This is a genomic window from Pelosinus sp. sgz500959 (assembly GCF_042610375.1).
In the GTDB taxonomy this organism is placed as follows: Bacteria; Bacillota; Negativicutes; order DSM-13327; family DSM-13327; genus CTSoil-075.
In genome coordinates this window covers 129,271-145,688 of sequence record NZ_JBGJZL010000009.1, presented here as the reverse complement: position 1 = coordinate 145,688, position 16,418 = coordinate 129,271, and the positions used below count along the sequence as shown (strand labels likewise).

The following is a 16,418-nucleotide window of genomic DNA, read 5'->3' as shown; positions in this document are numbered from 1 at the left end:
AATTCTATAGACGGTACGAAAAATATGTATAGGTAGATAGACAACATGTATAAAAAAATCGACATAAAATAAGAGGTATCTGAGGATGAGTGTCTAATAAAACTAAAGAGTAAGGATATGGAGGTAGAGAATGCGGGTAAAAAATTTAATGAATACAAACATAGTGATGGTTTTACCAACGATAACGATGAAAGAAGTTGCCATTCGTTTGCAGGAAGCAAGTGCTGATGAGGCTTTTGTGGTCAATCGTGAAGGGCAATTAATCGGTTGTATGGGTAAAAATGAATTTATTAAAGCTTTATCCATGGAAAGTGGACATGAAGTGCAAGTTCAAGATGTGATGGAGAATAAGTGGATTGCTCTAACTCCTTCAATGACAATTAAGGAATTAGAGGAACAAATTAAGATAGATGACTATGATTTTTTTCCAGTCTTTAATGAAGAAAATAGTCTTGTTGGGATATTAAAAACGGTTGAGGTGAGAAAGGCCCTATCAAAAGAATCATTATCGTTGATTACAGAAATGCAATCTGTGCTTAATGGCGTTTATAATGGGGTTATTGCAATCAATCTTGAAGGAATTGTTGTCTTATTTAATGCGGCAGCAGAACTTCTGACTGGTTTGACTGCTGATGCTGTGATTGGGCACTATATTAATGATGTTGTACCCAATACAGGATTGATTCGTGTCATGGAAACGGGTGTGGCAGAGCTGAATCAACAGCAAAACATTGGACGTTGTCATATTATTACCAATCGTTCCCCCATTCGTAATGCAAATGGAATTATGGGGGCTGTTGCTGTATTTCAAGATATTACTGAATTGCAAGCAGTGGCTGCCGAACTAGAAAATGTAAAAAACTTAAAAAGTACCCTGGAATCAGCAATTGAAAGTATTTTTGAAGGAATTGTTATTGTTGATGAAAAGGGCATTATCACTATGATCAATCAATCTTATTGTGATTTTCTTGGCGTTGAAGCTGGGAAAGTTGTAGGGAGCTATGTAGCAGATGTTATCCCCAATACTCGAATGCATGTTGTAGCACAAGGCGGCAAAGCAGAAGTAACAGATATTCAAAGAATAAATGAGCATAATTGTGTAGTGACTCGAATTCCGATTATTAAAGAGGGAAAACTCGTTGGAGCTGTAGGCAAGGTTATTTTTAAAGACGTTAAAGATTTAAAAATACTTTCAATTAAATTAAATAAGTTGCAGTTTGAATTAGAGTATTATAAAGAAGAACTACGAAAAGTGTATGGTGGTAAGCATACCTTTGATACGATTATTGGTGAGAGTGAAAAGATGCAGTGGACGAAAGCCATTGGGGCTAAGGCAGCGAAAGGTAATTCTACTGTTCTAATTTTAGGGGAAAGTGGGACTGGCAAAGAATTATTTGCTCATGCCATTCATAATGATAGTTTAAGACATAATGGCCCATTTATTAAAGTCAATTGTGCGGCAGTACCTGATAATCTTTTGGAATCGGAATTGTTTGGCTATGACGAAGGGGCTTTTTCTGGTGCTAAAAAAGGCGGCAAACCAGGTCGGTTTGAACTGGCAAATGGTGGGACGATCTTCTTAGATGAGATTGGTGATATGCCTCTTTCCATGCAAGCTAAGATGCTGCGTGTATTGCAAGAAAGAGAGTTTGAGCGTGTCGGCGGAACTAAAACATTAAAGCTAGATTTACGGATTATCGCAGCGACTAACCGAGATTTAGAAAAAATGATTGAGGAAGGAAAATTTCGTCAAGACTTATATTATCGCTTAAATATTGTATCTCTTAATATTCCTCCACTACGGGAACGGACAGAGGATATTCCTATGTTATGCAATGTATTGTTAAAGAAAATCAATCGACAGGTACAACATTGTGTCGAAGGGGTATCGGTAGCGACTCTGCAACTCCTGATGAACTATAATTGGCCAGGAAATGTAAGAGAACTAGAAAATATACTGGAAAGAGCAGTCAATTTAATCGATGAGGATGAAGTCTTTATTGTACCTGAACATTTAGCACCTGCGCTCAGAAAAATTAACAAAGCAAAGAGCCAAGTAGACAGCGCAGACAACTTAGCTGGAATGATGGGCGATGCAGAGCGGCAAGCCATTTTAAAAGCATTGGAAACTGCAGGGGGCAATAAGAGTGAAGCTGCCAAAATCTTAGGTATTCATCGATCTGGTTTTTATCAAAAAATGAAGAAATATAACATTCAGTAACTAAAAAATCAATCTGCACTCGTTGATAACTCGACGAGTGCTTTATCATTTAAACTCTAAATCATTTGTAGGGATCTTTTTAAAGTGTCTAATATACTACACAAGTATTGTCTATTCTTAAGTACGTTATCAAGTTGCATAAAAAAGAGTAGACAGTCGATTGATGATAATGATTGAGTTTGTCAGTCTTTATTGCTAAAAAAAATATTGGCATAAAATTTGCATAAGTTTAAGGTACAGGATTACAGATTATAGAATGGAAGGGGTTTTTATGATGAGAGGTTTAAAAGATAAAGTTGTTTTAATTACTGGTTCGGCTAATGGGATTGGCAAATGTACTGCTCTTAGATTTGCAGAAGAAGGTGCCAAGATTGTTGTCGCTGATTTTGCTGATGGTTCAGGGACTGTAAAAGAAGTAGAAGAAAAAGGATCATCTGCAGTTTATGTTCAAGTTGACGTGTCTTGCCCAGAGAGTGTCAAGAACATGATTGATAAAGCCATTGAAACTTTTGGCAAAATTGATGTTTTAATTAATAATGCAGGAATCACAAAAGATGCCATGATGAAGAAAATGACAAAAGATGCTTGGGATGCAGTTATTTCCGTAAATCTTACTGGTGTATTTAATTGTACTTCTGCAGTATTACCATTTATGTTGGAACAAAAATCAGGTGTTGTGTTAACTTCATCTTCTGTAGTTGGTATTTATGGCAACATGGGACAAACTAATTATGCAGCGACTAAGTGGGGCGTAATTGGAATGACCAAATCATGGGCAAAAGAAATGGCCAAATCTGGTTTGCGTTTCAATTGTGTTGCACCTGGTTTTATTGGTACAGATATGGTGAAAAAGATTCCTGAGCAAGTATTACAAGATCGGATTTTAGTTAAAGTTCCTGCAGGACGTTTGGGTGAGCCTGAAGAAATTGCAGCAGCTTTTGCCTTCTTGGCGTCAGATGATGCTAAGTACATCAATGGAACAGTATTAAGTGTAGATGGTGCTTGCACTTTATAATTGAATTAAAAGTGAATGTTCACCAGGACCTTCCAGATGATCTGGAAGGTCCTTTGTATACGGTCAAATAAAAAAAATAAATAACTTTCATAATTACCATTGAATAATTCAATACATTGTTTTATAATAGAAACTGCTTTAAAAGTACTTTCTAAAACTACATATGTTTATCTGGATGAAGTTTACGGGAGAGAGGCTGTAATGGCCCGCCGAAGGAATAACACTCTCAGGCACTCGAATTACCGAGTAGAAACCGTACATGGACAGAACTCTGGAGAGACCCTCACATAGGGCGCCGAAGGTGAAATACAACAAAATTATTTTGTTGGCAAAGCTCTCAGGCAAAAGGACAGAGACAAAAATCATGATAGAAGAATAGCTATTTTTCTATTGTGATGCAGAAAACACCTGCTGGTGTTTCCTATTTGTTTATCCAGAGTCAAATCATGATGTGATTTGGCTCTTTTATTTTGTACGGGAGCGGGAGAGTACGTCGAAGGATGAAAATCAATGCAATTCGTGTAATGCAAAAAAAAGGAGAGATTTTTCGAATGAGTAAAGGAAATTTGAAATTAGTTGTCTTAGCAATGGTAGCCTTATTAATGACTGGTGTGTTAGCTGGGTGCGGAAATTCCGCTTCCAAAGATATTAAAATTGGTGTTTTGAATGAAATGACTGGTGGTAATGCAACGTTTGGCACATCTTCCGCTAATGGAGCAAAGATGGCAATCAAAGAAGCAAATGCGAAAGGCGGCGTACTTGGTAAACAACTTCAGGCCGTCATTGCAGATAATAAAAGTGAGCCTTCTGAATCAGCTAATGCGATGACTAAACTTGCGACGCAAGATAGAGTCGTTGCTGTAACTGGTATTTTTTCCAGCTCTAATGCCATTGCTACTTCTAGCGTAGCTGAAGCAAGCAAACTTCCTTATATGGCAATCGGTGCTACCAATCCAAAGGTTACTGTGGATGAAAAAACTGGTAAAGTAAAGAATTATACTTTCCGTGTATGTTTTATTGATCCTTTCCAAGGAACTGTTGGAGCAAATTTTGTACTCAATACATTGAAACTTAATAAAGCTGTTATGCTCGTTGATAGCAGTAGTGATTATAGTAAAGGCTTAGCTTCGTTCTTTAAAGATGCATTTGCTAAAGGCGGTGGCAGTGTTTTAGCGGAAGAAGCTTACTTACAAAAAGATCAAGATTTTAAAACCATTTTGACAAAAGTGAAAGCCTTAAATCCTGAAGTCATTTATCTTCCAGGTTATTATGAAGAAGTTGGTAAAATTGTAAAACAGGCACGTGAACTTGGTATTACAGCACCAATCGTTGGTGGAGATGGTTGGGATTCACCTAAACTAGTTGAAATTGCAGGTCCAGCATCCCTCAACAATACTTATTTTACGAACCATTACGCAGTGGATGATACGAGTGCAACTTCACAAGCTTTTGTAGCAGCCTACAAGCAAGAGTATGGACAAGCGCCAGATGCCATGGCTGTACTTAGTTATGATGGAACGAACATACTCATTGATGCCATCAAACGTGCTAATAGTGTTGAACCAGAAAAAATTCGTGAAGCGTTAGCAGCAACTAAAGATTATCCTGCAATTACAGGAGCCACGACTCTCAATGAAAGTCATGACGCTGTAAAAAATGCAGTGATTATTGAAATGAAAGATGGTAAACAAATGTTTAAGGCGACTGTTAAGCCATAAAGGAATATGGGGTCAGGTTTGATTTGTGAAGCAAGTCAAACCTGACCCCATTTATTTTTTATTGGAGTTCTTTCATTTTCTTTAATGTTCCTTCAGGAAAAATACGATGGCGAGTCTGGTAAGGGACTTTTTCTAAAACAGTTTGCTTTGCTAGGCGTTGCTTCGTATCGATAATAATAGGCGCTAAAAGATTAACGGTCATATCATCTTCTTTTTCTGCCGTCGTTACAATGTTATAGACTAGGGGAGGATTATCAGGTGATAAATGTAACTCTTCAAGAACTGCATCATCCAGTAAAAATTCATATTCATTTGAGATATTTAAAGTTTCCAACATGATAAATGTGAGATTAGGTTCTGAGACTGATTGTAAGAAAACAAATGGGCTATCAGAGTGGTGGGGGATCAGAACAAAGGCATTTTCCTCTGGAAAACCAAGTAAACCTTGAGGGAATTTGATAATGTCCGTGTCCATGACATCTAACTCGCCAAAACGTGTAGATTGAATGATCATTTTCACATCGCCCCTTTTTAATTTAATTACATTAGAATCAATAGAATCGACTCAAATTATCTTAATTAATGACAGCCTTCGACATAAACATCAAAAAACCTTTTGCATTTTCGAAATAAATGCAATATTCTTAAAATATAAAAAAGAGAATATTGTATTTTATGGAGGTTTTTTTGATTTTGGGCAGAATTAATAATAAATAATGATAAATGATGAGTGTGGGGAAAGTTTAAAGAACTTAGGAGAATAATATGGCTAATTTTCACAAAGGAAGAAATAACTTAGGTGGTAAAGCGAATCGAAATTTAATTGCTGGTTTAATTTTTTTTGTGTTGGTCATCACTTCATTTTATATTATCTTTGTCCAACAAATTCAAGTGAATAAGTGGTACTATTTTTTGCCGATTATGATGTTTATGGTACTTGCAAGTTATTTTGTTAAGCGAGGTGTTATTTTTCGCTTTGGTGCTAAAGGTGAAAATTTGGGGCTAGCTCAGGCTTTAAAACTTCCTGAAGGTTATCATGTATTCACGAATGTCACCATTTCATATCAAAATTATAGTCAAGAAACAGACTTAATTATTGTAGGAATGAAAGGCATTTATATTGTTGAAGTTAAAAATCATAATGGCAAGATCGTTGGTGATGCGGAAGCCTCAGAATGGACGCAACTTAAAGTCGGTCGAGGTGGCGGCCGTTATTCAAAAAAAATGAATAATCCAGTGAAGCAAGTGAAAGGGCAAGTTTATAAATTATCAAAATTTTTAAAAGAGAATGGAATTAATGTATGGGTTGAAGGTATAATATTATTTACCAATGAAGATGTGAATGTAAATGTTCAAAACAGTAGTATTCCAATCATTTTCCCAGCAAAAAGACTAAACCATTATATTTTGACATGTAAAAATCGACAATATTTGAATAAGACATTAATTGCTAAAGTGGTTGAAATGATATCATCGGTGCAAAAGAAGTAGAGAGTTAGATGGAGTGTGGATATGATAAACCCGCAGATTACATTAGAAGATATATTAGCCGGGAAAGAGGCTCGCTATAATAGGCAAAAAGATTTTAGAAAAAAGTATGCAACGGCTCTCGTTAGTATTACAATCAATATGCCAGGTCCTGTGAAGGATCTGCCTATCCTGAGAAGGCTTAGAGATTATGCTGTACAAACCGTTAGAAGGCGGCTTAACGTCATTGGTGAAGAACAAGTCAATGCAGTGACTGGTCCTGAGGCCTTGTTGGCAGCAACGGATATAGGATCGTTTATTAAAAAGATTACGGTGGAGATTGAAGAAGAATATCCTTTTGCTCGTTTGTTAGATATTGATGTATTTGATGGATTTGGCCAACTTTTATCTCGTCAAGATCAAGGGCAAAGCCGTGGATGTTTTGTCTGTGGTTGTGAGACTGTAATGTGTATGCGTGAACAAAAACATACACAGGAAGATATACAATTGGCAGTCGCGAAAATGCTCAATCATTTTCGAGCTTATGAGACCCGATTGGTCAGTTCAGTCGCTGAAAAATTAGGAACATTAGCTGTTGAAGCCATGCTCTATGAAGTAACATGCACACCTGCGCCTGGTCTAGTTGATCGGGTCAATTCAGGTGCTCATCAGGATATGGATTTTTATAGCTTCATGGCAAGTTCAGCCGCTCTTGTCATGCCCATGGCTCGATGCGCTCAGGCGGGTATGATTCATGAGGGCAGTATCGAATCCTTATTACCGGTTTTGCGAATTGTTGGCTTAGAAGGCGAGAAAGCGATGTTAGCCGCTACAAATGGCATCAATACTCAAAAAGGATTAATTTTTCTGCTAGGAATTATGGCAGGGGTAGCAGGCTGGCTTAGTGGTCAGAAATGTCTAGTGACAGCAGAAAGCGTACTGCGGAGTACCAGGCAGATGGTGGCAGGAATTGTAGAGAAAGAACTGATGTGTGCAGCGAATAAAGAGGCAACCATGCTGACTGCAGGAGAGAAGCTATATATTCAATATGGTATTACGGGGATTCGTGGTGAGCTAGAAGATGGTCTGCCTGCTGTAAGGAATAAGGCATTACCTGCTCTGCGTCAAGGGCTGAATAAAGGGCTATCAATCAATGATGCCCTCGTACAGACTTTATTAATTTTGATGACTTGTGTTGATGATACAACGGTGATGCATCGACATGATCCGAATAAAATGCGCATTTGGGTACGTCAGCAGGTTCAAAATGTGTTGGCAGCTGGGGGCATGGAAACTGTTGAGGGAAAGAAAAAGTGCGAGGAGCTAGACTTTGAATTTATAGCTCATAATGTTAGCCCGGGTGGTGTCGCGGATTTACTGGCAGTGACGTGGTTTTTACATCGATTATAAAGGATAATAGAAAGAAAAATATTGAATATTTAGTAAAAAAAGTTTATTTTCCCTTTTATAGTCATGAGTTTTATGATATACTAATTCTTGAAGCAACGGAGTTAATAATCGGTCAGAGTTAGGGTGGACGCTGATTGATGTTGGGGGAGCTCCGTTGCCCCGAATTAATAGTAATAAGTCTCGCATAAGCGAGATTTTTTTTGTATAATCAAAAGATAGTTCATTTTATGAATTGTAAGTACGAATGACTAAGGCTTGGCGTAAGACAAGCTTTTTTTATACTTATCGCTAAAAAGGAGGTTCTGCGGTTGGTTGAAATGATTGGAATGATCGCTGGTATCTTGACGACATGTGCTTTTTTCCCACAGGTCATTAAAACAGTAAAAAGCAAATCAACAGATGACTTGTCTTGGACATGGCTCGTGATGATGATTGGTGGTGTATTCCTGTGGTTAGTATATGGATACTATATTAATAGTATCTCCTTGCTCGTTGCCAATATCGTAACCTTCGTGTCAGTGAATATCTTGTTTGGGGTAAAATATAATAATCATTGCAAAAAAAAGCACTCGTAATATTACAAGTGCTTTTTGGCTATCTATTTAGAATGTAAATATTGACTTGGTATGGTTTTTTCTATAAACTCAGTCCAACCTAAACGATCAATCGTTTGACCTAAGCGTTCTTTTGATTTTCCTTGGGCACGGTAGTATGCCAAGATCGAACGGATAATTGAAGGGATTTCTGCCGCAGGAATTTTTTCCCCAACTACCTTAGCGATTTGAGCTTTGAATCCAGAACTGCCGCCAACAGCTAAGGTATAGCCTTTCGCTGTGCCATACATGCCAATATCTTTGACGAGGGGTTCTACGCAACAGTTAGGGCAACCGCTGACCGCGATACGTAGCTTACCTGGCAATTCTTGACCGAAGAACTCTTCATCAAGCTCTAGTCCTAAGGCGGTGCTATCTTGTAAAGCGCGGGGGCAGGATGGCTTGCCAGGACAAAAAGAAACAGAACGTACAGCTTTGGCGATAAAGGATTCACTTTTACAACCAAGTTCTGCAATGACTTTTTCTCCATCAGCTAAGGTGAGACCCATGATGGTAATGGTATTGCCGACAATCTTTAGTGAACCGTCATACTGATCAGCAAGATCGGCAATTTCGCGAAGTTGTTTTGAAGTCGTTAATCCACCAACAATATGGGGGGTAACGGGAAATTTAATTCTCTTGTTTAAGAAAGGAATACCGGATAATGGTAATGTCATAAGAGATCCTCCTTAAAGAAATTGATACACTTCAGCTATCTTACCAAGAAGAGATTATGTGTGTCTGTGAGGAAGATCACATAATGAAATGGTATAATATAAAAATTTTGCAAATGGATAAATCAGTTATAGTGTATTTAAAAAATATAAAAAATGAATCTAATGAATGAGATAAATGTAAGATATATTATTTAAGAATAATACTTGATGATTAGAAGGATTTTATGATTAGGGTGTTGAAGAATGTTGAAGAATGATGATTTGTAAGATAAAGTACAATTTCCTATGATAAAGTATAATTCTGGTAATTAAATCATGATATTATTTATATAATTGAAAATGGGGTGAGGGTTATTAAAGGAACAGTTGTAGCTACATGGGTAGGAACCACCCGTAATATATGGGGGCCAGAGCTACTGGCAAAAGCCATGGAACATGCTGGTTGGGATAAAAATCGGATTATTATGCCAACCGAAGATATTGATGATGCTGAGGTAAAAACATTTATCGCTTTTTTGGCGAAGTCATTGGGAAAAACGGAAGATGAAATATGGTTAATTATTGGTAAAGATAATGTTAAAACTTTCTTTTCTGTATATCCAGCATTCTTTCAACAAGAGAATTTATATTCTTTTTTTCGGTCGATGTATGATGTACATGTTGTTGTTGTCAAACGGATACCGGGTGCCAATCCACCAGAACTGTTAATTGAGCCAATTTCCGAATATGAGGCCGTTCTTAGCTATCGCTCGAAACGGGGGATGTTCGGTTATTTTAAGGGTTTGCTTGCTGGGGCGGCTGAGCATTTCAAAGAGAATATTCAAACCGAGACGATCGAGACTTCGGCTGAACATATGAAAATTAAAATAAAGTTTCCACAACCCATTACATATACTAAAATATATCGGATCAATAAACTGCTATCTTTTGGTGTGATTAAGAACGTATCGACTAAAATTGGTATAGCGGTCACTCTACTAACATTGATCATAAATGGTGGCTTATCCTTAGTGGGTGCAAGCATTCCTTTGTGGTCAGCGCTAATTAGTGGAGGTCTTGCTGCCTTTTGCTCAAAGATTTTACTAAGACCTGTTGCGGCCATTCGAGATGAAATAAAGGATATTCAAGAAAGAAAATATTTTATGGAAACTAAGCTAGAAACGAATGACCATTATGAAGATGTTATGGAGCATTTATTTCAATATAAAAAACGTTTGAAACGTGAATTTGTAGGTTTCAAAGGCACCGCAGATGAAATGAATAAGTACGCGGATAATTTTAATTTATTAGCTGACCGTATGACTGAAACCTCTCGTGGGATTTCTGGGGTCGTTTATGATGTGGCAATGGCGGCTAGCAATCAAGCTGAAGAAACGACAGAAGCAGTGAGTATTTTAAATGGTAATTTGAGAACATTAAAGACTGTCGTTGTAGAACAAAATCGCAATAAAGCCCAGCTAGAAGCAGCGGTTGCGGAAATTAATCGTGGCTTTGGTGAAGTACAAGCTTCTGGCACTAAATTAGAACACAGTCTAGAAAGCTTTGCTAATGTCAAAAATTCTGCAGTAAACTTACAAGCGCAAGCTACCAAAATCACTGAGATTACAGGTATGGTAGCAGCCATTGCTGGACAAACCAATCTTTTAGCTCTAAATGCTGCCATCGAGGCAGCGCGTGCTGGAGAACAAGGCAGAGGTTTTGCTGTGGTTGCTGAAGAGGTACGTAAGCTGGCCGAACAATCTCATCATCATTCTGATAGCATTACCAGTGATTTAAAAATACTAATGGATATTATTAGCGGTGTCGTAGCAATGATTGAGGAAGAATATGACGTTCTTGCCATTGAAAGCCGCCAACTTAATGAGGTCGTGGCAAGTAATACTAAACATGTGGATAATGTGCATCATGTAGCCGATAATATTGTGGACATGATTGAAAAATTAGAGCATGAAATGACAGGCCTCACTCATGTCTATGGTAAGATTGAATCTTTAGCTGCTATTTCACAAGAAAATTCAGCAGCAAGCGAAGAAGTCAGTGCTTCCGTACAGGTCTATAATGATAGATTGCAAGATATGATGGAAAAAATACGTGACTTTAAGGTGGTCATTGGACATTTCGGTGAAGATGTCAATCAGTATCGTACTTGATGATTTTGGATGATTACAGTGATTGAGTAGGTAGGCAACAAGCTTACCTACTCAATTTTTTGCGAAAGCAAAAGAGGAGATCCATTTTTAGGTTCGAAATAAGAAAGATTAAGATTTGGTATAGACAATTATTTTTTATAAAAAAATAAAATGGTCATAATATTATTAAATAATTGTGGATTTTTGTTGGATTTATGATATCATTTTCCTATTCAGACAGTGAATATAGAGTGATCACAATAGATAAGATAGATGGAGGACGTATATGATTCGCGAACCACGCAATAAAGATAAACTTGAAAACTATTATCAAAAATTTACAAGTCAAGGTGTACTTGATCCTAATGTTCATCCTTGGGTAGCCCAATCATGGCAAAAAAGCCGAGATTTGGGGGTTTTATCTGAGAAAATGCCATCACTTGTTACACTTGATAAACCTGAATTGATGCGGCGTCAATATTTGCATGAAAAGGCTATTGAGTATTTAAATGGATCTTACAATCAAACACGAGAATTTTTTAATGTATATAATCTAAGCTTATTATTATTAGATAATGAGTGTTATGTACTTAAAAATTATGCTTTGCCTTTTTTTCAAAAGAATTCCGGTGAGTTAGAGGGAGCGCGATTGGCCGAGGAGGATATTGGAACATCAAGCATTAGTATTGCTTATGAACATAAAATTCCTTTCTTGCTATTTGGGGCAGAGATGTGGATTCGAGAGTGTCAAGATGGGGATGCTTGTTCTGTACCGATTATTGTTGATGGACAACTTGTGTACATTGTGACAATTGTTTCAGTCCAGCAGGATAAATTACCATACAGTGCAATTGTATCCTTACTATTAAGCATTAAATATGCTATGGAGCAGCATTTAACAATGGTGGCTCAGTTAGAAGCGCGGCATGCTATCTTAGATTCAGTTCCTTTTGCCGTGTATCACATCATGCCAGGTGGAGAAGTGGTTTATAGTAATCGATTGGGACAAAGTCGTCTCGCAGGGATTGATGCAGTCGCTACCAATGGAGGGCACGCTAATTTAAATGATGTGGTGCTCAATTATCGACATACGCCTATCTATAAAGGCTTTAAAGGTGTTCCATCTTATAACAAAGAGGTAACGTGGATTACTTCTCGTAAAACATACGAAGATATCACGACTGTTGTACCTTTAGAAAATGAAAAAGTAGTCACAAGTGTCGTGACTGTGTCTTTGCCGATTGAAGATTTACGGACGCTTGTTGCTCATGCTGTAGGATATAAAGCGCGATATAGCTTGTCGAGTATGGTAGGAAATACACCTGTATTTACTGCGATGCAAGAAAAAGCAGGTCGTGTTGCTCGCAATGGTAATCACTTGCTTCTTCAAGGTGAACCAGGTACAGGTAAGCAGCGGTTAGCTCATGCGATTCATCAAGCGAGCATACGAGCGGCAGGGCCCCTTATCTCTTTGAAGTGTGGTGATATACCGCCAGAAGTACTTGAAGATGAGCTATTTGGAACCAGTGAAAATCGAGATGAAAGTCGCCCAGGAAAAATCGAATTAGCAAATGGGGGAACTTTATTTTTAGATGAGATCGAGAAGGTGCCTCTTCATGTGGCCGCAAAATTAGCTGAAGCATTAAAAACACGAGAGTTATGCCGCGAAGGTGAAAGTGTAAAGCGTGATTTTGATATTCGGATTATTGCCGCCTGTGACAGTGATTTGAAACGTTTGACGGAAAAAGGAGTATTTTCCTCTCAACTCTATAACATTGTTTCGAAGAGTACCATTCGAATTCCACTTTTACGAGCTCGCCGTGAAGATGTGCCCTTACTGGCTGAGCATATCATTGGTGAATTAGCTGAGCAGCACAATATGGAAATCAAAGAATTACTTCCAGAAGCCGTCGAATTATTAATGTCTTACGAATGGCCGGGAAATATCAAGCAATTGCAAGGTGTTGTCGAGCAAGCCTTTTTTAATACAGCTGGTACCAAAATTAGCGCCCAAGATATTAGTTTGCTTGGTGAAACTGGTATTGGTATCGCTTGGAAAGAAGACAAGGAAGTATTTGTTGAGGCCTGGAAAGTTGCAGGAGGGAATATTAGCCGCCTAGCAAATATGCTGGATGTCAGCCGTGTAACTTTATATAGATATTTGAAAAAGTTTGGTTTAGATAAAGAATAATAAAGATATAGGATGGATTATCATATGCGTTTGAGGAAAAAACCATGGGTCAGTGCAGAACTGGAAGACTACCGTGATATTGTATTAATAAAAGATTTACTATGCGCCAAGACTTTAGGGGCAGAGGCAAATCTAAATGATGAATTACAAAAAGTTGGGCAACGGATGAAGGGACATTGGCACGAAATTTTTGGACGCCAGGCACCCTTACATGTAGAACTCGGAACTGGTAAAGGTAAATTTATCAGCGAAATGGCTGAAAGGCATCCTGAAATTAATTTTGTTGGTATTGAAGCCCAGCAGGATGTTTTATACTACGTTGCACAAAAAGTACGAGAGAAAAAATTAACAAATGTAAAATTGTTAGTATTTGATGTTAATCATTTAATGGAAATTTTTGCAGCAGGGGAAATCAATCGGTTATATATTAACTTTTGTGATCCATGGCCGAAAGTACGGCATGCAAAAAGACGTTTAACGCACACTGATTTCTTAGAAAAATATCGAATTGTCTTAGCCGAAGGCGGCGAGATCTTCTTTAAAACTGATAATCGAATCCTTTTTGATTTTTCTTTGGAACAATTTGCTGAGAGTCATTTAACTTTAGATAAAGTGACTTTTGATTTGCATAGTAATAATGACATCAATAATATCATGACTGAATACGAAACTAAATTTAGCGGTATGGGGACAAAAATAAATCGCTGTGAAATAAAATTTTCTTAAAAAGAAGTATTTTTTATAACACTATTTGAAAATGCGGCATATACTGTACTAAACTCTGTGGGATCAAAGAGGGAGAGTGTTGCTATGCCGCGTCGACAAATGTCTTACATGGTTCCTGAACCTTTGGAACCACTAAATTTAGAGGAAGTAAAATTTTGGCTCCGAATTATGGAAGAACATGCTTTATTTATTAAATCTGGACTGCCCTGTGATCAAACTGAATTTATTGATGAAGCGCAAGCTTTCGAACAAGAATTTGAGTCTTTGCGCCTGCGTGCTGAACGAGTGCAAAATGACAAAAAATTTACGGAATTGGTTAATGATACTCAGACCCTTGTAAGAGAATTCTATAGTTTTAAGCGAAAACTGCTGCATATGATGCTTGAGTGTAAACTGGGAGGGTATAATTTCCCCTTACTTCTCGACCATATGGCCCGCGAAGCTGAATACGTTATTCGTCTTTTAGACAAGAATAAAAATGGTAAAGCTCTTGTCACTGGAGGAACCAAAGCGCAAGAAACAGGATTTTGGCTACGAATCATGGCTGATCATGCCAAATTTATGAGTCATCTTTTAGATCCGTCAGAATGTAATTTAATCACAACAGCCAATGCTTTCTCTGAAGAATTTGATAATCTCTTTTTGCAAGGGCGAGATTTTTCCAGCATGCTACAAGGATATTCTGAAGTTGCATCTTTTAAAAGATTTATTCAGGATGCGCGGGCGGCAACCCTCCGTCTTAGAGATTTTAAACGAGCTGCGGAGGAAATGATTGAAGAGTGTAGGTTAGTTGGCCTTATTCCAGCGCTGCTCGCTGATCATGTGCGTCGCGAGGCGGATCATTTTCTTATGATTATGGTCATGCTTGAAAAAGGCATTACGAAAAATATGGCAATGGCAGCAATGGAAGAGGATGAGGACATCATACCCATACAAGATCTACATGAGCCATGCAAAATCTTTAAGGTGATGAAACCAGAACGAGAAAAATATGATGACGAAGAAACAGAGGAACTGCTATCTGACGATGAATTAGATATCGAGTCAATGATTCAAGATAAAATCGATCATAAGAATAAAGTTCATAACGAGTCAAAACAGAGTATTTCTGAAGTAAAGAGCAGCATAATTTCAGAAGTGGATCATACGCCAGAGCCGCCAAGTAGTGAGACTAAATACAAGTGGAGTGGTAAATGGCCACGGCAACTGGGAAAAAAAGGTGAATAAATCATTCTACAAACAAGAACTTGGTACAGCGCCAAGTTCTTGTTTTTGTAGATGAAATTAGGGTCGGAGGATCGCTAAGTAGCCCAGAAGTTCTCGTTGAGTGTTCGTGCTTGATAATAGGCGACCATTGCGTAGGTCAATTAAGCTTAAATCTGAAAAAATATGGCTGGTCGCAATGGCAAAGTCACCACCAGGTAAAATGTGTAAGCATGATATGGAACGGCTTAGTTCCATATGGCGGATAATTGCGGCACTATCGCTATCAATGACAGTGATCGAAGAATTTTCTTCGTTGACAACGTAAGCAATGGTTTCGTCAGGAGAAGTCGCAACATGAGAAGGGTAAGCAGGGGATGGACTCGTGCTATAGGGATAGATGCAACGCTCAGCAGTGATCACAATAGGGGTGTTATCATCTTGTATGTCTCGATTAAAGCATATCACTCCTTCGATGGTGAAATGAGTTGTTGTGAAAGGGATAAAAATATGCCCATGGCAATCCAGTGTGATGTTAGTTGGGATGCCTGTTAGATTATGTTCGCTCATAAATTGGCCCTGATGATCAAATACTGCGAGTGAACCTTGATCATTATGTTCCCAGACGCTATATACAGCTTTGTCATCCGCTGCAAGGCCTACACAGGCAGCTTTCGCAGGATTGCCCCAGTTCTTAAGAGACATAGTCGCGATATCAAGAGCGTAGATCATACCATCTGGAACAGAAAAATAGGCATAGCTTCCATCTGGGGAGAGGGTGAATTGTGTCGGTGCAGGTATTTTAACAGGCAGACGGTATATTGATCGTTGGCTAAGATTCGCAATGAAGAGAGCACCACTGCCATTCTTTCCAACTGCAGGTATATATGCTTTGGCTTGATCAGGTGCCAGTAATAATTCCGTGGGAGTATATTCTGGCGGATAAGGAATTTCGGCAAGAATCTCTCCATTTGGGCCGTCAACAAGGAGTAAAGCATGGGTCGTATCATCGATAACTAGTAATTGATAAGGCTGAATATCCATATCATCACCTCGGTTTTATCGGAG

General features: G+C 38.1%; 13 protein-coding genes and 2 riboswitches. Of the genes, 10 read left to right on the top strand and 3 right to left on the bottom strand.

Translation table 11 applies throughout. From position 1 onward, the window contains the following. Positions 1 to 130: 130 nt before the first annotated feature. From ACAN52_RS15225 to ACAN52_RS15215, 3 genes are all read left to right on the top strand, one after another. On the top strand, positions 131 to 2,221 hold the full coding sequence (locus ACAN52_RS15225) for a sigma 54-interacting transcriptional regulator (RefSeq protein ID WP_378955771.1): 2,091 nt from the start codon (positions 131 to 133) through the stop codon (positions 2,219 to 2,221). Between the two features lie 271 nt (positions 2,222 to 2,492). After that, positions 2,493 to 3,236 carry a beta-ketoacyl-ACP reductase gene (locus ACAN52_RS15220; protein WP_378955770.1) on the top strand — a complete coding sequence of 248 codons (744 nt, stop codon included), beginning with the start codon at positions 2,493 to 2,495 and terminating at the stop codon, positions 3,234 to 3,236. A 175-nt stretch (positions 3,237 to 3,411) separates the two neighbouring features. Beyond that, a riboswitch (glycine riboswitch) is annotated at positions 3,412 to 3,491 on the top strand. Positions 3,492 to 3,497: 6 nt separating this feature from the next. Then, positions 3,498 to 3,599: riboswitch (glycine riboswitch) on the top strand. A 188-nt stretch (positions 3,600 to 3,787) separates the two neighbouring features. Further along, positions 3,788 to 4,954 (top strand): ABC transporter substrate-binding protein, encoded by a 1,167-nt coding sequence (locus ACAN52_RS15215; protein WP_378955769.1) that lies wholly within the window; start codon positions 3,788 to 3,790, stop codon positions 4,952 to 4,954. Positions 4,955 to 5,012: 58 nt separating this feature from the next. Here ACAN52_RS15215 and fliW read toward each other — a convergent pair whose 3' ends face one another. Further along, positions 5,013 to 5,468 carry a flagellar assembly protein FliW gene (gene fliW / locus ACAN52_RS15210; RefSeq protein ID WP_378955768.1) on the bottom strand — a complete coding sequence of 152 codons (456 nt, stop codon included), beginning with the start codon at positions 5,466 to 5,468 and terminating at the stop codon, positions 5,013 to 5,015. Between the two features lie 251 nt (positions 5,469 to 5,719). Here fliW and ACAN52_RS15205 point away from each other — a divergent pair, with 251 nt between their 5' ends. From ACAN52_RS15205 to ACAN52_RS15195, 3 genes are all read left to right on the top strand, one after another. Further along, on the top strand, positions 5,720 to 6,445 hold the full coding sequence (locus ACAN52_RS15205; protein ID WP_378955767.1) for a nuclease-related domain-containing protein: 726 nt from the start codon (positions 5,720 to 5,722) through the stop codon (positions 6,443 to 6,445). A 21-nt stretch (positions 6,446 to 6,466) separates the two neighbouring features. Then, positions 6,467 to 7,831, top strand: coding sequence for a triphosphoribosyl-dephospho-CoA synthase CitG (gene citG, locus ACAN52_RS15200; protein WP_378955766.1), 1,365 nt, complete (start codon positions 6,467 to 6,469; stop codon positions 7,829 to 7,831). 317 nt (positions 7,832 to 8,148) lie between these two features. After that, on the top strand, positions 8,149 to 8,406 hold the full coding sequence (locus ACAN52_RS15195; RefSeq protein WP_378955848.1) for a SemiSWEET family sugar transporter: 258 nt from the start codon (positions 8,149 to 8,151) through the stop codon (positions 8,404 to 8,406). 23 nt (positions 8,407 to 8,429) lie between these two features. On the opposite strand, the gene ACAN52_RS15190 is transcribed toward ACAN52_RS15195, so the two are convergent. Further along, a complete protein-coding gene (locus tag ACAN52_RS15190) occupies positions 8,430 to 9,101 on the bottom strand; it encodes a nitrite reductase (RefSeq protein ID WP_378955765.1) in 672 nt (223 codons plus the stop codon). Positions 9,102 to 9,445: 344 nt separating this feature from the next. Between ACAN52_RS15190 and ACAN52_RS15185 the strand changes: the two genes are divergently transcribed. The 4 genes from ACAN52_RS15185 (at position 9,446) to ACAN52_RS15170 (ending at position 15,374) form a co-directional block, all read left to right on the top strand. After that, positions 9,446 to 11,251, top strand: coding sequence for a heme NO-binding domain-containing protein (locus tag ACAN52_RS15185; protein ID WP_378955764.1), 1,806 nt, complete (start codon positions 9,446 to 9,448; stop codon positions 11,249 to 11,251). Between the two features lie 265 nt (positions 11,252 to 11,516). Beyond that, positions 11,517 to 13,421: a sigma 54-interacting transcriptional regulator gene (locus ACAN52_RS15180; protein WP_378955763.1), complete on the top strand. Its 1,905-nt coding sequence runs from the start codon at positions 11,517 to 11,519 to the stop codon at positions 13,419 to 13,421. A gap of 24 nt (positions 13,422 to 13,445) precedes the next feature. Beyond that, a complete protein-coding gene (gene trmB, locus ACAN52_RS15175) occupies positions 13,446 to 14,147 on the top strand; it encodes a tRNA (guanosine(46)-N7)-methyltransferase TrmB (protein ID WP_378955762.1) in 702 nt (233 codons plus the stop codon). Positions 14,148 to 14,231: 84 nt separating this feature from the next. Continuing rightward, complete coding sequence (locus ACAN52_RS15170) at positions 14,232 to 15,374, top strand: DUF2935 domain-containing protein (RefSeq protein WP_378955760.1); 1,143 nt, start codon at positions 14,232 to 14,234, stop codon at positions 15,372 to 15,374. Positions 15,375 to 15,431: 57 nt separating this feature from the next. On the opposite strand, the gene ACAN52_RS15165 is transcribed toward ACAN52_RS15170, so the two are convergent. After that, positions 15,432 to 16,394 (bottom strand): YncE family protein, encoded by a 963-nt coding sequence (locus tag ACAN52_RS15165; RefSeq protein WP_378955759.1) that lies wholly within the window; start codon positions 16,392 to 16,394, stop codon positions 15,432 to 15,434. Positions 16,395 to 16,418: the final 24 nt, after the last annotated feature.

Bases quoted from the DNA above. Each gene is read 5' to 3' on its own strand.
- ACAN52_RS15225 (WP_378955771.1), top strand. From the start codon at position 131: ATGCGGGTAAAAAATTTAATGAATACAAACATAGTGATGGTTTTACCA.
- ACAN52_RS15220 (WP_378955770.1), top strand. From the start codon at position 2,493: ATGATGAGAGGTTTAAAAGATAAAGTTGTTTTAATTACTGGTTCGGCT.
- ACAN52_RS15215 (WP_378955769.1), top strand. From the start codon at position 3,788: ATGAGTAAAGGAAATTTGAAATTAGTTGTCTTAGCAATGGTAGCCTTA.
- fliW (WP_378955768.1), bottom strand. From the start codon at position 5,468: ATGATCATTCAATCTACACGTTTTGGCGAGTTAGATGTCATGGACACG.
- ACAN52_RS15205 (WP_378955767.1), top strand. From the start codon at position 5,720: ATGGCTAATTTTCACAAAGGAAGAAATAACTTAGGTGGTAAAGCGAAT.
- citG (WP_378955766.1), top strand. From the start codon at position 6,467: ATGATAAACCCGCAGATTACATTAGAAGATATATTAGCCGGGAAAGAG.
- ACAN52_RS15195 (WP_378955848.1), top strand. From the start codon at position 8,149: ATGATTGGAATGATCGCTGGTATCTTGACGACATGTGCTTTTTTCCCA.
- ACAN52_RS15190 (WP_378955765.1), bottom strand. From the start codon at position 9,101: ATGACATTACCATTATCCGGTATTCCTTTCTTAAACAAGAGAATTAAA.
- ACAN52_RS15180 (WP_378955763.1), top strand. From the start codon at position 11,517: ATGATTCGCGAACCACGCAATAAAGATAAACTTGAAAACTATTATCAA.
- trmB (WP_378955762.1), top strand. From the start codon at position 13,446: ATGCGTTTGAGGAAAAAACCATGGGTCAGTGCAGAACTGGAAGACTAC.
- ACAN52_RS15170 (WP_378955760.1), top strand. From the start codon at position 14,232: ATGCCGCGTCGACAAATGTCTTACATGGTTCCTGAACCTTTGGAACCA.
- ACAN52_RS15165 (WP_378955759.1), bottom strand. From the start codon at position 16,394: ATGGATATTCAGCCTTATCAATTACTAGTTATCGATGATACGACCCAT.